Raw genomic sequence first — 17,360 nt, forward strand, 5'->3', positions numbered from 1 at the left:
CGAGGGCGTCCATGACGGCACGGGAGCCGCACCGATTCCCGGTGCGTGCGTCTGCTCGGATCGACGGCCCACGCCGCAGGGCGGCCCGCACCATCGGATCGCGCAGCACCGACTCGGCGAACCCTGCGGGCAGCGCTCCTCGAGGCCGTCACTCCGCCGGACGGGCGTCAGGCCGGGGTCAGCGTCAGGTACCGCTGCTGCCAGACTTCGTACAGCTCGGCACGCACCTCGTCGGGGACGACGCCGGCCTCCTTCGCCAGCTCGCCGACGGAGCGCACGCCGTCCACGACGCTGAGCAGTGTGAACAGTTCCTCCGACACCCTGGTCACCGGAGCTCCGGCGTAGTCCAGGGAGATCTCGTGCCAGGCGGGACCTGCTGCGGCGGCCCCGGTGCCGAGCCGGCGCGCCAGCCTGGTCACCGGCCGCAACCGGGGAACGAGTGCGTCCAGGTCGGCCGATGGGTCCGCCGAACGCCGGCGCACCAGGAAGTCCTCGACCACCAGGTAATCCAGATCGGTGGTGAGGAAGCACGTCACCACGTCGTCGATGGTCTGCACGATCGGCTCTGCGTTGTTGTTGAAGGACGTGTTGAGCAGCACCGGTGTCCCGGTGCGCTCGCCGAAGGCCGCGACGAGCCGGTGGAACCGTTCGTTCGCGACCGGGTCGACGACCTGCACTCGCGCGGTGCCGTCGATGTGGGTGACCGCGCCCAGTTCCGGCCGGCGCTCCTCGCGGACGGGAACCACGTAGGACATGAAGTCGTAGTTCGCCTCGGTGGCGGGCAGGTCGAAGTAGTCGGCGGCGGCCTCGGCGGTGACCACGGGCGCGAACGGCCGGTAGCTCTCCCGCTGCTTCACCATCGCGTTGATCCTGGTCTGGTTCTCCGCCGGCCGGGCGTCCGCGATGATGCTCCGGTTGCCCAGCGCCCGCGGGCCGAACTCCGAACGTCCTTGCGCCCAGCCCAGGACCGCGCCGTCGGCCAGCAGTCCGGCCGCGACCGGCACGATGTCCTCGTGCCGCTCGAAGTCGAGCGCCGAACCCCACGCGCTCAGGCGGTCGCGGACCTCCGCCTCGGTACCCAGCGCGGGGCCCGAGCTCGCGGTGCGGGACCGACGGACCGGCCGGGCCGCACCGCCCAGCTGGTCGGCCGCGAGGAAAGCGGCACCCTCGCTCGCGCCGGCGTCGTGCGACGCCGGGTGCACGAACACCTCGCGGAACAGTCCGGAGCGCAGGATGTTGCCGTTCAGGGTGGAATTGTGGGCCACGCCGCCGCCGAAGCACAGCCGGGACAGGCCGGTCGACTCGGCCCAGTGCGTCAGCACGTGCAGCACGATCTTCTCCAGCGCCTCCTGGGTCGCGGCGGCGAGGTCCTTGTGCTGCTGGGTGAACGGCTCGCCCTTGCGGCGCGGCGTGATGCCCCTCGCGAGCATCGACGGGCCGACCAGGTCGGGCACCGTCATGTTCGGCAGCAGGTTGTAGTCGCCCTTGTCGCCCAACAGGTACAGCGAGCTGACGGCATCGCGGAAGGTCGCCGGGTCGCCGTAGGGTGCCAGGCCCATCACCTTGTACTCGTCGCCGAAGCCGTAGCCGAGAAGCTGGGTGGCGTTGAGGTAGAGCATGCCCAGTGACTTGAAGACCGGGTAGTCGGCCAGCTTCTCCAGCTGTCCCCCGCCCGCCCGGTAGACGGTGCCGGAGTTCTCCTCGCCGCGGCCGTCCAGGACCAGCACCAGCGACTCCGGCATGCCGGACCGGGCCACCGCCGCTATCGCGTGCGCGTCGTGGTGCGGGGTGAAGACGAGCTTGTCGTCGCCGAGATCCCAGTCGAACTCCTCGGCGAACCACTGCTTGATCAGCTGGCGGCAGTACACCGTGGGCACCTTCGGGTGGACGGTGTAGAAGAAGTTGAGCGTGGTGTCGACGAAGTCCTCAGGGAAGTAGTACGCCACGCCGTCGAGCTGGTCGACCGTCACCCCCGCCACATCCAGGCACGCGCGGATCGCGTTGACCGGGAACTTGGTGGTCTTCTTGATCCGGTTGAACCGTTCCTCCTCGACGGCGGCGATCACCTCGCCGTCCCGCACCAGACACGCAGCCGAGTCGTGGAACAACTGGTCCGGCATGAGGGGGACCAGATCCGAGTCCCGCGCGGAGAAGTTTCCACTCAACCCGAGCACCAACATGGTGACCACCCCAACTCGTCGTTGACTTGACAATCCGCCTGCCGTCAGGCTGCGGCCCCTGCCGGACCACGACACTGAGTGGATGCGGGCCCTGGGAGTTCTGCAGCAGCCTAGGCGGGACGGATAGCGGATGAATATCGCCGACGGCTGGACCGGAAGCACCTGGTCAGGACGACAAGCCGGTGCGCGGCGGCGGAAGCCGATACCGCAGGCTCAGGGCTCGCGGTGGCGTCGGTGGCCGACAGGGTGGCCATGAAGGCGATCCGCACGGCCCCCGCTCTCGAGGCTGCGGAACTCGGCCTCGCCGAGTTCGACAAGCAGTTCGGCGCGCCATACCCGGCGCGAGCTCAGCCGGCGTAGTCGGCCACGTACCGGTCGAGGAGCCGATCGAGGTGGCCGGCGCCGCCCGGCAGGACGGCGGTCGGCAGCAGGGCCCGCAACCGGGCGGTGGAGACCGTCGTGCGCACCGGCGGGGCGTCGACGACCTCGAGCCGGGCCGGCAGGCACATCCGAGCCCGCACCCCGGCGGCGATCGCGGTCACCGGAACCGGTGTGCCGGAGGCGACGTGCACCACCTCGCCGTGCACGCCGGCCGCCAGCAGACCGTCCACGATGGACACGACGTCGCGCACGTCGACCAGATCTCGGTAGGTGTCCCGGTACAGTCGGACGGTTCCCGAACGCACCTGCTCGACGAACGCGGGCAGCAGTTGGTGCGGCCGCTGTCGTGCGCCGACGACGTGCGTCAGCCGCAGCACGAGCCAGTTCGCGCCCGAGTCCGCCACCTGACGCTCCAGCCCGAGTTTGTGCCGCCCGTAGGGCGAACTCGGCGAGACGGGTTCCCGTTCCTCCACGATGTGGTCGGTCGAGCCGTACATCGCGTGCGACGCGGTCGACAGCACCACCGCGGTCAGGTTCTCTCGCAGGCAGCGCTGCGTCACATCGGCCATGAGCGCCCGCTCCCTGGCGAACTCCGCCGGATCGGTCACCCGTGTGCTGGACACACCGGCAGCCACCACCACAGCGTGCGGGTGCCGGTCGGCGATCGTGCTGAGGTGGCTTGCGATGAAGCCCCGGCCGATGACGAGCATCAGTGTCCTCCGGACACGGTGACGACGCGAGCGGATGCCCTGATGGCGTCAAGAAGTTCGGCGGTGCACAGGGTGTCGGCGTTGGACGCCGCTGTCGAGTTCGGCACGCCGACTCGGCGGGCCCGGACCTCGGCGGTGAATGCGGCAGCCGCTCGGGCGAACTGGTCGGCGGCCCGCGTCACGATCTCCTCGGCATGGTCCTGTTCGTCGATGCGCAGCACCGGCTGATGGGTCGCGGGTGGGGTGAACGCGCGCTCCAGCAGCAGCTGGGCGGACGAGCCCCACAGCCGGTAGCGGGAACCGTAGCCGTGCCGGAAGCCGAACTCGGCCGTCACGACCACGTCGCCGGTCGTGAGCAGCGCACTGCCGGACACGTCGACTCCGGTGACCGGATCCACCTGCAGCACCGCGCCGGCGACCTCGATCTCGTTGCCGAACAACAGTTGTGCCGCCCGGATCGGGTAGACACCGGCGTCCAGCAACGCCCCGCCGCCCAGTTCGGGCCGGTAACGCACGTCGGCGACGGGAAGCGGCGGGAAGCAGAACGAGCTGGTGAAGTGCCGAGGCTCGCCGATTCGACCGGCGGTCACCAGGTTCCGCACGACGGCGTGCACCGGGTGGTGCAGGAACGTGAAGTTCTCCCGCAGCACGAGGTTGTTCACTTCGGCCAGGCGCACCAGATCAGCGGTGTCGGCGGCGCACGTCGTCAGCGGTTTCTCCGCCAGGACATGCTTTCCGGCCGCGAGCGCGGCCGCAGCCCACTCGTGATGGAGGGAGTTCGGCAGCGGGACGTAGACGGCGTCGATGTCGGCGCGCTCCAACAGCGCCGCGTACCCTTCGATCGGCTCGCCGCCGAACCGCTCGGTGAACGCCGCGGCCCTGGACCGATCCCGGCTCGCGATGGCCGCGACCGACACCCCGGCCGTACCGGTCAGAGCGGGTAGCATGCGCCGCCACGCGACGGATGCCGCCCCCAGCACACCGATCCGCACCGTCGCCGCCGGGTCGAAGTCCGCTCCGGGGGCGGGTTCCGCGAGAGGCCGGACCATCAGGCGCCCCCACCCTGCGCGAGCGGACCGTCGTCATCGAGGCGAGCCACGAGGCTGTGCAGGCACGCCACCAGACTGCGGGCCTGCACGTTCACGTAGTGGCTGTGCCGTAGCAACCCGACGATCTGGGCCATGGTCATCCACCGGTGCCGGGCCGGTCCTGCGCCGTGCGCCACCACCGGGTCGACCTCGACGATCACGTGCCGGGTACGGGCGTGGAAGAACCGGCCGCCCTCCTCGGAGAGCTCGCTGTCGAACCGGATCCGGTCGGCCGGCGCGGCCAGCACGTCGTCCAGGAACGGCGGCCTGGCCTCGGCCGGCAGGTGCTCGTAGCTGTCCGGCGTGCACTGCACCGTCGGCGCCAGCTCGACGAAGTCCACGAGCCCCGGCTCCACCTGGACGCCGACCAGTATGTGCAACACTCCGGAGAACCGGGCGACCAGGAACGCCACGACGCCGAGCCCGTGCGGGGCGATCATCGGCTGCGTCCAGCTGTCGATCTCGCGGCCCCCGCCGTCCACCGCGACCGCGCGGACGTCGAAGAAGACGCCCGTGTCGTGAGTGATCCGGTCGGACTGCCGGCGCCAGCCGCGCACGTCGCACAGCGGGATCGGGGTGGCCTCGACCTCGCGGCGGGACCGCAGGTCGGTGATCCAGCTCAGGATCTCGCCGTCGGTGTGCAGTGCGCCCCACTCCGTTCCGATCGACCGCACGAGGGCCGCCCGGAACCCGGACGCGCCACAGCCCAGCTCGCCCACGAGGTTCGGTCCGGAGAAGGACAGGCAGGACAGCACAGTGCGCGTGTTCATGTTGACCAGGTGGTCCTCGGCGAGCAGCGCGTGCACCTGGCCCAGTGACAGCCAGCAGAAGCCGGGCAGCACCTCGACGTCCGCGGTGGCCTCCACGACGATGTTGCGGTTGCGTTTGCGGTAGAACCACGAGCCTTGCTCGGACTGCAGCACGTCGGCGAGCACCGACTGCGGTGGCGCGGACAGGAACATGTCCACATAGGGCACCGGGCGGCCGCGGTGCACCGCGGTGTAGTTGCTCTGCGTGGCCTGCACGGTCGGGGACAGTTGCAGCACGTTGCAGTTGCCCGGCTCCATCTTGGCCTGCATCAGGCAGTGCAGCACCCCGTCGAACTCCTTGACCAGGATGCCCAGCACGCCGGTCTCCGGCTGATTGATGATCGGCTGCGACCAGCTCGCCACCGGGCCGTGAGCGGCGGCCACCGACAGGCCCTCGATGGCGAAGAACTTTCCGCTGTCGTGCACCAGGTTGCCGGTGTCGTCAGCGAAACGCCAGCCGACCAGGTCGGCGAAGTCGATACCGGCGACCGTGGTGGTCCTGGCCACGGCCAGCCGTTCGGCGAACCAGGACCGGAAGTCCGGTGTGGCCGTCACGGTGCCCTGGGTGGACCGTGCTGATCGGACGACACGCAGCGCCGCCGACGGGTCGTGGGTCCGAAGTAGACCGCCGGGGGTGACCGGGGATGCGGTCATTCGGACTCCTTCGTGTATACCCCGGCCTTCGGGCCGGGAAGAGAACGAACTTCTGCGGAGCAGGACCAGAAACGCGGTTCACCCGAAGGGCGAACGAGCGTCGTGTGCGTTCGGTCAGCCGCTCCGGGGTGAAACCGAGCTGCGGACCGGCCCACCACCGGGCCGGCGGGGATGAAGACTGTGGAGCTCGTGCAAGACCGATGGCCGGCACTCCGGCCATCGCCGTGAAAGCGGGTCGACCACCGCCCGTGAAGCAGAAAGTGCGACTCGCGAGGGTCGGATCTTCCTGCCGAAGCCAGGCGAGCGGTCAAGGTTCCTCCAGTTCCGGCTGGGGAGGGGCTGCCACCGGAAGCCGTCAGCGCCAGGTGACGGCGTGCTTCTCGATGACGTCTGCGGCGGCGGCCACGCCTCGATCAGCGCGCACCGCCGCCGCCAGCGCCGCCGCCCGAGTGGCGATCGCCGGATCGTCGACGGCGGTTCGTACGGCGGCGGCCAGCCGGTCGCCGGTCAACCGGGAGAACGGTACCGGCGGCGGTGCGACGCCCAGCGTGGCCATCCGGCTCGCCCACACCGGCTGGTCCGCATAGCAAGGTACGACGACCTGTGGCACACCGGCGGACACCACGGCCGCGGTGGTGCCCTGGCCGCCGTGGTGCAGTACGGCGGCGGCGCGGGGCAGCAGCCAGACGAAGTCGGCGCTTTCGGTCCGGATCGCCTCGACGCCGGCGGGCAGCGGGCCGTCCGGGCCGCCGACGACCAGCAGCCGGTGTCCGGTCGCCGCCGCTGCCGCCACGCTCGCCGCGAGCAGGCCGGGACCGTCCACCGCCCAGGAGCTGCCGAAGGTGGCCACCAGCGGCGGATCGCCGCGTTCGACGAACTCGGTCACCTCCGCCGGATTGTCCCAACGCGCGTTGTCCGACCAGTACCCGGTGATGTGACAGTGCTCCGGCCAGTCTGCGGGCGGCGCGACCACGTGCGGGCTGAACTGGTACAGCAGCGGCCGGGTGACCCCGTCGTCACGGAAGGGTGAGCGGAGCCCGAGTCGCGGCAGCCCGGCGGCGGTCCGGCCGCGGTTCACGCTGGGCCGGTACACCAGCCACTCCAGCGCGCCCATGGCCCGGTGGGTGAACCGGTTGTAACCGCCGCCCAGCGACAGCTCCGGCGCGCCCAGCGCGGGCCACGCGGCGGTCTCGGTCACCGGCCAGGACGCGACCGAACACCACGGCACGTCCGGCCGGCCCAGCGCGCCGATCCGGGTCAGCGTGGTGTTGACGACCATGTCCGCGCCCTCGCCGGCGGCCACCATCTCGTCGATCAGGGCCTGCTGCTGGGCACCGGTCAGCCGTGGCGCCGCCATGGCCATCCGGTACATCGACGGCCCACGCCGCAAGGCGGCCCGCACCTTCGGATCGCGCAGCACCGAGTCGGCGTACCCGGCGGGCAGCGCTTCGAGAGCCCGGAAGCCGAGACCGGCCCGGTCGGCCATGCTCCTGAACTCCGCCCCGGCTGCCAGCACCACCTCGTGCCCACGAGCCTTCAGCTCAACGCCGAGCACCACGAACGGCTGCACGTCACCGCGCGAACCAATGGTCAGCAGGACGATCCGCATCGTTCTCCTCGAGTCCGTCACTCCGCCGGACGGGCGTCAGGCCGGGGTCAGCGTCAGGTACCGCTGTTGCCAGTGGTCCTCGCCCGTCGATGAGCTGACAGCCCGCCCGCCATCGAGCAGTCCCGGCCGGGCCGAGCCTAGGCGGGACGAATAGCGTCCGAATATCGCCGGACAGCGGAACCCGGCAACCACGAGCACGCTGCCGTTCTCCTCTCGGCGGACCGGCCACTGCCACGTCGTACGAGTCCTCGGCGGGCTCCCGGACGAGGTGGTCCGGGAGCCCGTCGTGAGCTGTCCTCGGCAGGGGGACCCTCACGCCGGGGCCACGACCGAGGTGTCCGCGAGGGGCCCCGCCGTGAGGTCGGGGGCGATGAGCCGGACGGTCGTGGAGGGGGGCCGGGGTGCGGCGACGAGATGCAGCCGTTCGACCTCCGTCGACTCCTGCTGTTCCGCTTCCTCCGCCGCCTGTGCCGGTCCCTCCGCCGCCCGTGCCGGCGCGGTCCGCACGGCGTCGCGGCAGGCGCAGGGTTCCTCGTCGAAGCCCGCGAACCGGTAGGCGACCTCCATCATGCGGTTGCGGTCCGTCCGCCGGAAGTCGGCCACGAGATGGACGCCGGCCGCGGCGGCCTGGTCCACGAGCCAGTTCAGGATGACCGATCCGGCGCCGAAGGACACCACGCGGCAGGAGGTGGCGAGCAGCTTCAGGTGCCACACGGCCGGGTGCTTCTCGACCAGCGTGACGCCGACGGCCCCGTGTGGTCCGAACCGGTCGGTGAGGGTGGTGACCAGGACCTCGTGGCCGGGGTCCGCCGACAGCTCGCGCAGCGTCCGGTCCGAGTAGTGCACTCCGGTGGCGTTCATCTGGCTGGTGCGCAGGGTGAGTTCCTCGACCCGGGTGATCTCCTCCTCGGTGGCCCGCCCGATGCGCATGACCAGGTCGAGGGAGCGGAGGAACTCCTCGTCGGGGCCCTCGTAGGCGGACCGTTCGGTCTCCCTGCGGAAGCCGGCCTGGTACATCTCGCGCCGGCGCCGGGAGTCCACCGTGCTCACGGCGGGGCTGAACTCGGGCAGGCCGGTGAGGGTGACCGCCTCCTCGGCGGGATAGCAGCGGACGTCCGGGAGGTGGTAGGCGACCTCGGCCCGTTCGGCGGGCTGGTCGTCGATGAAGGCGATGGTCCGGTGGGCGAAGTTCAGTCCCTCGGCGATCCGCCGGACCGCTTCGGACTTGGGTCCCCAGCCGATCTCGGGCAGCACGAAGTACTCGGCGACGCCCAGCTCTTCGAGACGTGCCCAAGCCAGGTCGTGGTCGTTGCGGCTGCAGACGGACTGCAGGACGCCACGCGAGTCGAGTTCGACGATCGCCGCCCGTATCGCGTCGGGCAGCCGTACCTCCGCGTCCTCCAGCAGCGTGCCCTGCCAGAGGGTGTTGTCCAGGTCCCAGACCAGGCACTTCACGAGGGCCGGCGCGTCGGCGCCGGTCTTGTCGCTCATGTCGGCTCCACACTTGTCAACGCGTGCTGGGCGAGCAGGAGTTCGCACATCTCGTTGCTGCCCTCGATGATCTCCATGAGTTTGGCGTCCCGGTAGGCGCGGGCCACCGGATGACCGTCCTGGGCTCCCGCCGACGCCATGACCTGTACGGCGGACGCGGCCCCGCGGGCGGCATGGCCGGCGCTGACGTGCTTGGCGAGGATGGTGGCGACGACCATGTCGGGGGACCCGTTGTCCCAGCGGTGGCTGGCGTGTTCGCAGGCGCGGGAGGCGACCTGTTCCGCGACGAAGAGGTCGGCGAGGTGCTTGGCGACGAGCTGGTGACGGGCCAGCGGCTGCCCGAACTGTTCGCGGGACGCGGCGTGCCGGGTCGTCGCGGTCAGGCAGGCGCGCAGGATGCCGACGCATCCCCAGGCGACCGACATCCGCCCGTAGGCCAGGGCGGTGGTCACGAGCAGCGGCAGGGACAGGCCCTCGCCGCCCAGCACGCTGTCGGCGGGGAGGCGTACGGAGTCGAGGCGGACCTCGGCGTGTCCGGCGGCGCGGCAGCCCAGGGGGTCGGCCACCCGCCGTACGTCGACGCCCGGCGCCCGGGCGGGCACGACCACGGCGGCGGCGCCGTCGCCCATCCGTCCGAAGACGATGAGCAGGTCGGCGTAGTGGGCAGCCGTCATCCACACCTTGTGGCCGTCGACCACGACGGTGTCGCCGTCGACGGTGATCCGGGTGTCGATGCCCGACAGATCGCTGCCGGCCTGGCTCTCGCTGAAGCCGACGGCGGCCAGTTCGCCCGAGGTGAGGCGGGGCAGCAGCGTGCGGCGCTGCGCCTCGTCGCCGAGCCGTTCGACGGTCCAGGCGGCCATGCCCTGGGAGGTCATGACGCTGCGCAGGGAGCTGCACAGGCTGCCGACGTGGGCGGTGAACTCGCCGCCGGTGCGGCTGTCCCAGCCGAGGCCGCCGTACTCGGTGGGCACACCGGTGCACAACTGCCCGGCGGCGCCGAGCTTTCTCAGCAGCTCGGCGGGGAGCAGGCCCGAGCGGTCCCAGTCACCGGCCCGGTCACCGACGAGGCCGGTGACCGAGGCCGTCGCCTCGGCGAGGGCCTCACTCACCGCCGTCCCCGGCTGCCGCGCGCAGACGGCGGACCAGTGCCGCCATTCCCATGACGGTACGGAAGTTGTCCAGCCGCAGATCGGCGCCCCGGATCGCGATCCCGTAGGACTTCTCCAGGTGGACGACCAGTTCCATGGCGAACAGGGACGAGAGCCCGCCGGCCGCGAAGAGGTCGGTGTCCTCCTCCCAGACGGTCTTGGTGCGTACATGCAGGAAGTCGAGGAGTTCCTTCTCCACGGTGCCCTCGGATGGCATGGTCATGGCTTTCATCCTTCGTATTCGTAGAAACCACGGCCGGACTTCCGGCCGATGTCGCCCGCCCGCACCTTCTCCAGCAGCAGGTCGCACGGACGGCAGCCGCTGTCACCGGTGCGCTCGTACAGCACGTTCAGCGAGTCGACGAGGTTGTCGATGCCGATGAGGTCCGCGGTGCGCAGCGGACCTGTGGCGTGCCCCAGGCAGCCCTGCATCAGGGCGTCGACGTCCTCGGCGGTCGCGGTCCCCTCCTGCACCACCCGGGCCGCGTCGTTGATCATCGGGTGCAGGACCCGGCTGGTCACGAAGCCGGGGGCGTCCCGGACCACGACGGGCTGACGGCGCAAGGTGGTGAGCAGGGCCCGTACGGAGTCCATGGCGGCCTCGCCGGTGCGGGCGCCGCGGATGACCTCGACCGTGCGGATCAGATAGGACGGGTTCATGAAATGCGTGCCGACGAGTTCCGCCGGACGCGCGGCGGCCGAGGCCAGTTCGTCAATGGGAATGGACGATGTGTTGGACACCAGGACAGTACCAGGGGAAACGACCGCGGAAACCTCCGCGATCACTTTCTCCTTGATTTCCGCTATTTCCGTGACGGCCTCGATGACAGCGGTCGATCCGGCCGCGTCGGACACGGAATCACTGATGACGAGTTCCCCGAGTGGAAGGTCGTCCGGCAGTGCGCCCATCAACCGCGCGAGCCGCAGTTCGTGGGCGATGCGGGCCTCCGCCTCCGCACGTTTGGCCTGGTCGACGTCGACGAGCGTCACCGGCACACCGTGTCCGACCGCCAGCGTGGTGATGCCGACACCCATGACGCCTGCGCCCAGGACAGTGAGGCGAGGCGCCTTTTCGGTACCACCAGCATTGTTTTCCGACATTTCACTTCCCTTCATTTTTCACAGTTCTGCCGAGCCATCCACTGACGGCTTCGACCGTCGTTTTGAGATGCTGTTCCATCATCGACCAGTGATTTCCCGGAACGTCCAGGACGGAATGCGCGGACGGCCATGAGGCCCGCCAGTCGACGTCGCTGTCCGGTGCCGGCTCCGCCAGGGGGCTGGATGCGCGCACCAGCAGCACGGGCGCCTCGACGGGGGGCGGCACCCAGTCGTCCAGGAGCTGGAAGTAGCGGCCCATGGCGGTCAGCCGGGTGCCGTCCATCGGGGCGGCCCGATCCTCGCGCTCGAACATGCCGCTGACCAGTACGTCGTCGAACTGGGTCATCGCCTCGTCCCCGGACAGATAGGTGTCCAGCAGCACCACGGCGGCCGGGCCGGCCCCGAGCGCTTCCAGGCGGGCGGCGGCGGCGTGGGCGAGGGTGCCGCCCGACGAGGAGCCGAGCAGCACCTTCGGCCGGTCGCCGAGGCGCCGCAGGAGGACCTCGGTCTGGAAGTCCAGCAGGGAGGACATGTCGGCGGGCAGTGGCTCGTCGGGGGCGAAGCCGGGCGCGTCCAGCGCGCTGACGCCGTAGCGACCCTCGAAGGCGGACGCGAAGCGGCTGTACTGGTGGGCTCCGCCGAGCGCCACCACCGAGGCGAAGCAGACCAGTTCGGGCGCGTCGTCGCGGATGTGCAGCCGCAGCAGCTCCGGACGCCGTCCGGGCGAGTTCAGCAGCTCGGGGCCGGACCCGAAGTCGGGGCGGAGCTTCGCGGCCTGTTGGAGGATCTGGATGCCCTCGTGGATCCGGCCCACCTCGCACGCCTGCCGGAACAGGGCGCTGACCGGGTCGTGCGACGGCTCACCGGCCTGTCGCCCGGCTCCGGGAGCGGTGCTCCGGGTCAGTTCCGCCCGCAGGTGCTCGGCCAGCCGGGCGAGGGTCCCGGAGTCGAGTACGGCGGTGGGGCGCAGCCGCAGGTCGAGCGCGGCGGCGAGACGGTTGCGCAACTCGACGGCGGTCAGCGAGTCGAACCCGCTCTCCAGGAAGGCGTCGCCCTCGGACAGCGCGTCCGGGTCGGCGTGGCCGAGCACCTCGGCCGCTTGGGTCCGCACCAGCCGCAGCAGGATCTCGCCCTGTTCGGCCTCCGGCACAGCGGCCAGCCGGGGCCGCAGCGACACGTCGGTCTGCGGGCCGCGCCGGCGTACGGCGGGGGTCCGGATCAGCGACCGCAGCAGGTGGGGCACCGGACCGCCGGGCCGGGCCCGCAGATCGAGGCCCACCGGGACGAGGGCGGGGTCGTCGCCCGCCAGTGCGGCGTCGAACAGTGCCAGGCCCTCCTCGGTGGGCAGGGCGCGCACCCCGCTCCGTGCCATCCGCCGCAGGTCCGTGTCGCCGAGGCCGTCGGTGAGAGCGGTGCGCTGCTCCCACAGGCCCCAGGCCAGGGAGGTGCCGGGCAGCCCTGCCCGGTGGCGAGCGACGGCCAGGGCGTCGGTGAAGGCGTTGGCGGCAGCGTAGGCGGACTGGCCCGGACTGCCGAAGACACCGGCGGAGGAGGAGAACAGGACGAAGGCCGTCAGGTCCTGGTCCCTGGTCAGCTCGTGCAGGTTCCAGGCGCCGTCCGCCTTGGGGCGCAGGACGGCCGACAGCCGCCCGGGGGTGAGGGCGGTCAACAGCCCGTCGTCCAGCACGCCGGCCGTGTGCACCACGGCGCGCAGCGGGTGCTCCGGGGGGATCGCCGCGAGGCAGCCCGCAAGCGCCTCCCGGTCGGCCACGTCGCAAGCCGCGACCGTGACCTCGGCTCCTGCCGCGCTCAGCTCCTCGATGAGAGAGGCCGTGCCTTCGGCGGCGGCGCCCCGGCGGCCGAGCAGCAGCAGATGCCGTACGCCATGAGTGGTGACCAGGTGACGGGCCACCAGTCCGCCCAGGGTGCCTGTGCCGCCGGTGACGAGGACGGTGCCCTCCGGGTCGAAGTCGGCGGGCTGGTCGGCGACGGACGGGCGGACCAGGCGGGGTGCGTACAAGGTGCCGTCGCGCAGGGCCAGTTGGGGCTCGCCCTCGGCCAGGGCGGTGGCGAGGGCCGCTTCGAGGCCGTCGCCGCCGTCGGTGTCCAGCAGGACGAAGCGGCCGGGGTGCTCCAGCTGGGCGGTGCGCAGCAGCCCCCAGGCGGCGGCGCCCCCGAGGTCCGCAGGGGCGCCGTCGAGGTCGACCGCGCCACGGGTGAGCAGCACCAGGGGGGTTTCGGAGAACTTCGGCTCCGCGAGCCAGCGTTGGAGCAGGTCCAGTACGGCGCCCACTGTGACGCGGGCCGCTTCGGGGCCCGCGCCCTCGGCGGGCGGGCACAGGGCCAGCACGGCGTCGGACGTGGTGGGCACGTCGGCGAGGGCAGGGCACGGGTCGGCGCAGAAGCCGGCCGGCAGGAGGCCGGCGCCGGAGGTGCCGAGCGTGGCCCAGGCGCTGGTGGACGGTTGGGTGCCGGGCAGCCGGGTCCAGTCGAGGCGGAACAGGGACCGCTCGGCGGCGGCCGGAGCACCCGCCGCCGCCCGCAGGGTCAGCGCGCCGACGGTGACGACCGGGCGCCCGGTGCGGTCGGTGATCCGTACCGACACGGCGTCACCACCCTGTGGGGCAGGGCTCAGAACCACCCGCAGGACCGGGTCGGCCGCGGGGGCGACCGTCACGTCGTGCCAGGAGAAGGGCAGCGGCACGCCTCCCGTACGCGCGTCCGTGTCGCGGGTGCCGTCGGGGCGCAGGGCCACCGTCTGGAGCGCGGCGTCGAGCAGGGCCGGGTGGACGGCGAAGCCGCTCTCGCGGGTCCCCGGCACCGACTCGGGCAGAGCCACCTCGGCGTGGATCTCGTCGCCGACCCGCCAGGCGGCGCGCAGGCCCTGGAAGAGCGGGCCGTAGTGGACCCCGGCCGCCTCGAAGTCCGCGTACAGGTGGTCGAGGTCGAGGCGTTCGGCGCCGTCGCCGGGCGGCCACCGGCCGGGGTCACCCGGCGCGGAGGCGGACGTCCCGGCCAGGGTGCCCCCCGCGTGGCGTACCCACGGTTCGGTGGACTCGGGGTCGTCGGGGCGGGAGTACAGCGCCACGGCCCGGCGGCCCTCGGGGTCGGACGCGTCCACGGTCAGGCGGAGCCGCCGGGTCTCGTCGGGGGCGAGCACCAGGGGTGCGGCCAGGGTGAGTTCCTCGACGGTGGTGCAGCCGACGTGGACGGCGGCGTGGGCGGCCATCTCCACGAAGGCGACGCCTGGCAGCAGCACCGTGCCGGAGACCGCGTGGTCCGCCAGCCACGGATGGGTGCGCGGCGAGAGTCGTCCCGTGAAGAGCACTCCGTCGCCGTCCGGCAGATCCACGGCGGCGGTCAGCAGCGGGTGCCGCGTCTCCGTCTGGCCGGCCGACTCGGGGTCCCCCACGTGTGCGGGGACGTCGAGCCAGTAGTGGGTGCGCTGGAAGGCGTACGTGGGCAGGTCGGTGAGGCGGGCCCCGGTGCCGTCGAACGCGCGCCGCCAGTCGACGGCCACGCCGTTCGCGTGCGCCTCTCCGAGCGCCAGCAGCATCCGCTGCAGACCGCCCTCGTCGCGCCGCAGGGTGCCCAGCACCACGGCGTCGTCCGCGCCGGCGTCGGCCGCGGTGTCGCCGATGCCGTAGGTGAGCAGCGGGTGGGGGCTCACCTCGACGAAGGTGCGGTGCCCGGCGTCGAGGAGCAGGCGTATCGCGTCGTGGAAGCGGACGGTCTGGCGGAGGTTGCGGTACCAGTACTCGTGGGTGAGGTCGCCGGCACCGATCCAGTCGGCGTCCACCGTGGACACCAGGGGCACGGCCGGGGCCTTGGGAACGAGCGAGGACAGGTCCTCGCGCAGCCGGTCCCGTACGGTGCTCACGTCGTCCGAGTGGGAGGCGTAGTCCACCGGGATGCGCCAGGCCATGACGCCCTCGGCGGAGAGTTCGTCGACGAGGGCGCCGACCTCGTCGCCGGGTCCGGCGACGACGAGCACGCGCGGGCCGTTGACGGCGGCGACCGTGACCTTGCCCGAGCGGCGTTCCAGGTACGGGCCGAGTTCGGCCGCGGAGAGCACGACGGTGGCCATGCCGCCGCCACCGGCGAGTCCGGCCAGCGCCCGGCTGCGCAGCGCCACCACGCGGGCCCCGTCCTCCAGGGTGAGAGCACCCGCGACACAGGCGGCGGCGACCTCGCCCTGGCTGTGGCCGACGACGGCGGCGGGCTCGACGCCGTAGGACCGCCACAGCGCGGCCAGGGACACCATCACGGAGAACAGCGCGGGCTGGAGGACGTCCACCCGGTCCAGCGACGGCGCGCCCGGCGCGCCGCGCAGGACGTCGGTGACCGACCAGTCGATGTGCGGGGCGAGCGCCTGTGCGCAGTCCGCCATCCGGGCCGCGAACGCGGGTGACTCGTCGAGCAGTTCGGCGGCCATGCCGGGCCACTGCGAGCCGAGGCCGGGGAAGACGAAGACGGCCTTGCGGCCTGGCTGGGCGCGGGCGGAGACGACCGCCGGGTCGGGCCGTCCGGCGGCCAGCGCGGCCAGGCCGGACAGCAGGGCGGGACGGTCGTCGCCGACGACGACGGCGCGGTCGGCGAACCGGGACCGGGCGGTGGCCAGCGAGAAGCCCACGTCCAGGGGGTGTGCCCCCGGGGTGCCGGTCAGATGGGCGTGCAGGGCGGCGGCCTGTCCGCGCAGTGCCGCCTCGCCCTTCGCGGACAGCGCCCAGGCCACGGGGCCGGGTGCCTCGTCGCGTACCTCGTCCTCGGCCGGTATGTCGGCGGGCGCCGCCTCCAGAACGGTGTGGGCGTTGGTGCCACTGGCGCCGAACGAGGAGACGCCGGCGCGGCGGGGGTGCCCGTTGTCCGGCCAGGGGGTGGCCGTGGTGAGCAGGGCGATGTTGCCCTCGGTCCAGTCGACCTGCGGGGTGGGACGGTCGATGTGCAGGGTGCGGGGCAACAGGCCGTGGCGCATCGCGAGCACCATCTTCATGACGCCGCCGACCCCGGCGGCGGCCTGGGTGTGGGTGAGGTTGGACTTGAGCGAGCCGAGCAGCAGCGGCCGGTCCGCCGGGCGGTCCTGGCCGTAGGTGGCCAGCAGCGCCTGTGCCTCGATGGGGTCGCCGAGGCGGGTGCCCGTGCCGTGGGCCTCCACCGCGTCGACCTCGGCCGGCGAGAGGCCGGCCGCCGCCAGGGCCTGTTGGATCACCCGTTGCTGGGAAGGGCCGTTGGGCGCGGTCATGCCGTTGCTGGCGCCGTCCTGGTTGACCGCCGAGCCCCGGACCAGGGCGAGCACGGGGTGGCCGTTGCGCCGGGCGTCGGAGAGCCGTTCGAGGAGCAGCACGCCGACGCCCTCGCCGAAGCCGGCGCCGTCGGCGGCCGCGGCGAACGACTTGCTGCGGCCGTCGGGCGCGAGGCCGCGCTGGCGGCTGAACCCGACGTACAGGCTCGGGGTGGACATCACCGTGACACCGCCCGCCAGGGCGAGGGAGATCTCCCCCGCCCGCAGCGCCTGGCAGGCGAGGTGGAGGGCGACCAGCGACGACGAGCACGCGGTGTCGATGGTGACCGCCGGGCCCTCCAGACCGAGGATGTAGGCGATCCGTCCGGTGACCACGCTGGGCACGGTGCCGGTGCCGATGAACGCCTCGACGTCCTCCGGTATCCGGGCCAGCCGGGCGCCGTACTCGTTGTACATGACGCCCGCGTAGACGCCGGTGCGGCTACCGCGCAGGGACAGCGGGTCGATGCCGCCGCGCTCGACGGCCTCCCAGCAGGTCTCCAGCAGGAGCCGCTGCTGGGGGTCCATGGCCAGGGCCTCACGGGGCGAGATCCCGAAGAAGCCGGCGTCGAAGCCGCAGGCGTCGTGCAGGAAGCCGCCCTCCCGGGTGTTGGACGTCCCCGGGGTGTCGGGGTCGGGGTCGTACAGTGTGGCGGCGTCCCAGCCACGATCGGCGGGGAACTCGCTGACCGCGTCGCGTTCTTCGGCGAGCAGCCGCCACAGGTCCTCCGGGGTGCGGACCTCGCCCGGGAAGCGGCAGCTCATGGCGACGATCGCGACCGGTTCCCGGGACTCGTCGCGCAGCCGTGTGTTCTCGCCGCGCAGCCGCTCGTTCTCCAGCAGGGAGGCGCGCAGCGCCTCGACCACCTTGTCCGTGGACATCCTTCTCCTCACATCCCGTTCCG

At 72.2% G+C, this 17,360-nt stretch carries 10 protein-coding genes; all 10 read right to left on the reverse strand.

All coding sequences use genetic code 11. The features are described from left to right. Positions 1–167: 167 nt before the first annotated feature. Entirely contained in the window at positions 168–2,120 is a 1,953-nt protein-coding gene (locus P8T65_RS05975) for a carbamoyltransferase C-terminal domain-containing protein (RefSeq protein ID WP_316724331.1), read from the reverse strand. 407 nt (positions 2,121–2,527) lie between these two features. Beyond that, positions 2,528–3,271, reverse strand: a complete 744-nt coding sequence (locus P8T65_RS05980; protein ID WP_316724332.1) for an NAD-dependent epimerase/dehydratase family protein — start codon at positions 3,269–3,271, stop codon at positions 2,528–2,530. Beyond that, positions 3,271–4,320, reverse strand: a complete 1,050-nt coding sequence (locus tag P8T65_RS05985) for a Gfo/Idh/MocA family oxidoreductase (RefSeq protein WP_316724333.1) — start codon at positions 4,318–4,320, stop codon at positions 3,271–3,273. Before P8T65_RS05985 ends, P8T65_RS05980 begins: the two co-directional genes overlap by 1 nt. Beyond that, a complete protein-coding gene (locus tag P8T65_RS05990; protein ID WP_316724334.1) occupies positions 4,320–5,822 on the reverse strand; it encodes an NDP-hexose 2,3-dehydratase family protein in 1,503 nt (500 codons plus the stop codon). Before P8T65_RS05990 ends, P8T65_RS05985 begins: the two co-directional genes overlap by 1 nt. A gap of 355 nt (positions 5,823–6,177) precedes the next feature. Beyond that, a complete protein-coding gene (locus P8T65_RS05995; RefSeq protein ID WP_316724335.1) occupies positions 6,178–7,431 on the reverse strand; it encodes a glycosyltransferase in 1,254 nt (417 codons plus the stop codon). 312 nt (positions 7,432–7,743) lie between these two features. Continuing rightward, on the reverse strand, positions 7,744–8,922 hold the full coding sequence (locus P8T65_RS06000) for an HAD-IIIC family phosphatase (protein ID WP_316724336.1): 1,179 nt from the start codon (positions 8,920–8,922) through the stop codon (positions 7,744–7,746). Beyond that, positions 8,919–10,034 carry an acyl-CoA dehydrogenase family protein gene (locus P8T65_RS06005; protein WP_316724337.1) on the reverse strand — a complete coding sequence of 372 codons (1,116 nt, stop codon included), beginning with the start codon at positions 10,032–10,034 and terminating at the stop codon, positions 8,919–8,921. The genes P8T65_RS06000 and P8T65_RS06005 overlap by 4 nt, the downstream gene beginning before the upstream one ends. Continuing rightward, positions 10,027–10,305, reverse strand: coding sequence for an acyl carrier protein (locus P8T65_RS06010; RefSeq protein ID WP_316724338.1), 279 nt, complete (start codon positions 10,303–10,305; stop codon positions 10,027–10,029). Before P8T65_RS06010 ends, P8T65_RS06005 begins: the two co-directional genes overlap by 8 nt. Continuing rightward, positions 10,302–11,189 (reverse strand): 3-hydroxyacyl-CoA dehydrogenase family protein, encoded by an 888-nt coding sequence (locus P8T65_RS06015; RefSeq protein ID WP_399098418.1) that lies wholly within the window; start codon positions 11,187–11,189, stop codon positions 10,302–10,304. The genes P8T65_RS06010 and P8T65_RS06015 overlap by 4 nt, the downstream gene beginning before the upstream one ends. Continuing rightward, positions 11,176–17,337: a type I polyketide synthase gene (locus P8T65_RS06020; RefSeq protein ID WP_399098420.1), complete on the reverse strand. Its 6,162-nt coding sequence runs from the start codon at positions 17,335–17,337 to the stop codon at positions 11,176–11,178. Before P8T65_RS06020 ends, P8T65_RS06015 begins: the two co-directional genes overlap by 14 nt. Positions 17,338–17,360 lie beyond the last annotated feature (23 nt).

Origin of the sequence: Streptomyces sp. 11x1 (assembly GCF_032598905.1) — a bacterium.
GTDB lineage: Bacteria > Actinomycetota > Actinomycetes > Streptomycetales > Streptomycetaceae > Streptomyces.

What these genes read in the sequence shown, in the direction of transcription:
- P8T65_RS05975 (WP_316724331.1), bottom strand. Translation starts at nt 2,120, where the DNA reads ATGCCGGACCAGTTGTTCCACGACTCGGCTGCGTGTCTGGTGCGGGAC.
- P8T65_RS05980 (WP_316724332.1), bottom strand. Translation starts at nt 3,271, where the DNA reads ATGCTCGTCATCGGCCGGGGCTTCATCGCAAGCCACCTCAGCACGATC.
- P8T65_RS05985 (WP_316724333.1), bottom strand. Translation starts at nt 4,320, where the DNA reads ATGGTCCGGCCTCTCGCGGAACCCGCCCCCGGAGCGGACTTCGACCCG.
- P8T65_RS05990 (WP_316724334.1), bottom strand. Translation starts at nt 5,822, where the DNA reads ATGACCGCATCCCCGGTCACCCCCGGCGGTCTACTTCGGACCCACGAC.
- P8T65_RS05995 (WP_316724335.1), bottom strand. Translation starts at nt 7,431, where the DNA reads ATGCGGATCGTCCTGCTGACCATTGGTTCGCGCGGTGACGTGCAGCCG.
- P8T65_RS06000 (WP_316724336.1), bottom strand. Translation starts at nt 8,922, where the DNA reads ATGAGCGACAAGACCGGCGCCGACGCGCCGGCCCTCGTGAAGTGCCTG.
- P8T65_RS06010 (WP_316724338.1), bottom strand. Translation starts at nt 10,305, where the DNA reads ATGAAAGCCATGACCATGCCATCCGAGGGCACCGTGGAGAAGGAACTC.
- P8T65_RS06015 (WP_399098418.1), bottom strand. Translation starts at nt 11,189, where the DNA reads ATGAAGGGAAGTGAAATGTCGGAAAACAATGCTGGTGGTACCGAAAAG.
- P8T65_RS06020 (WP_399098420.1), bottom strand. Translation starts at nt 17,337, where the DNA reads ATGTCCACGGACAAGGTGGTCGAGGCGCTGCGCGCCTCCCTGCTGGAG.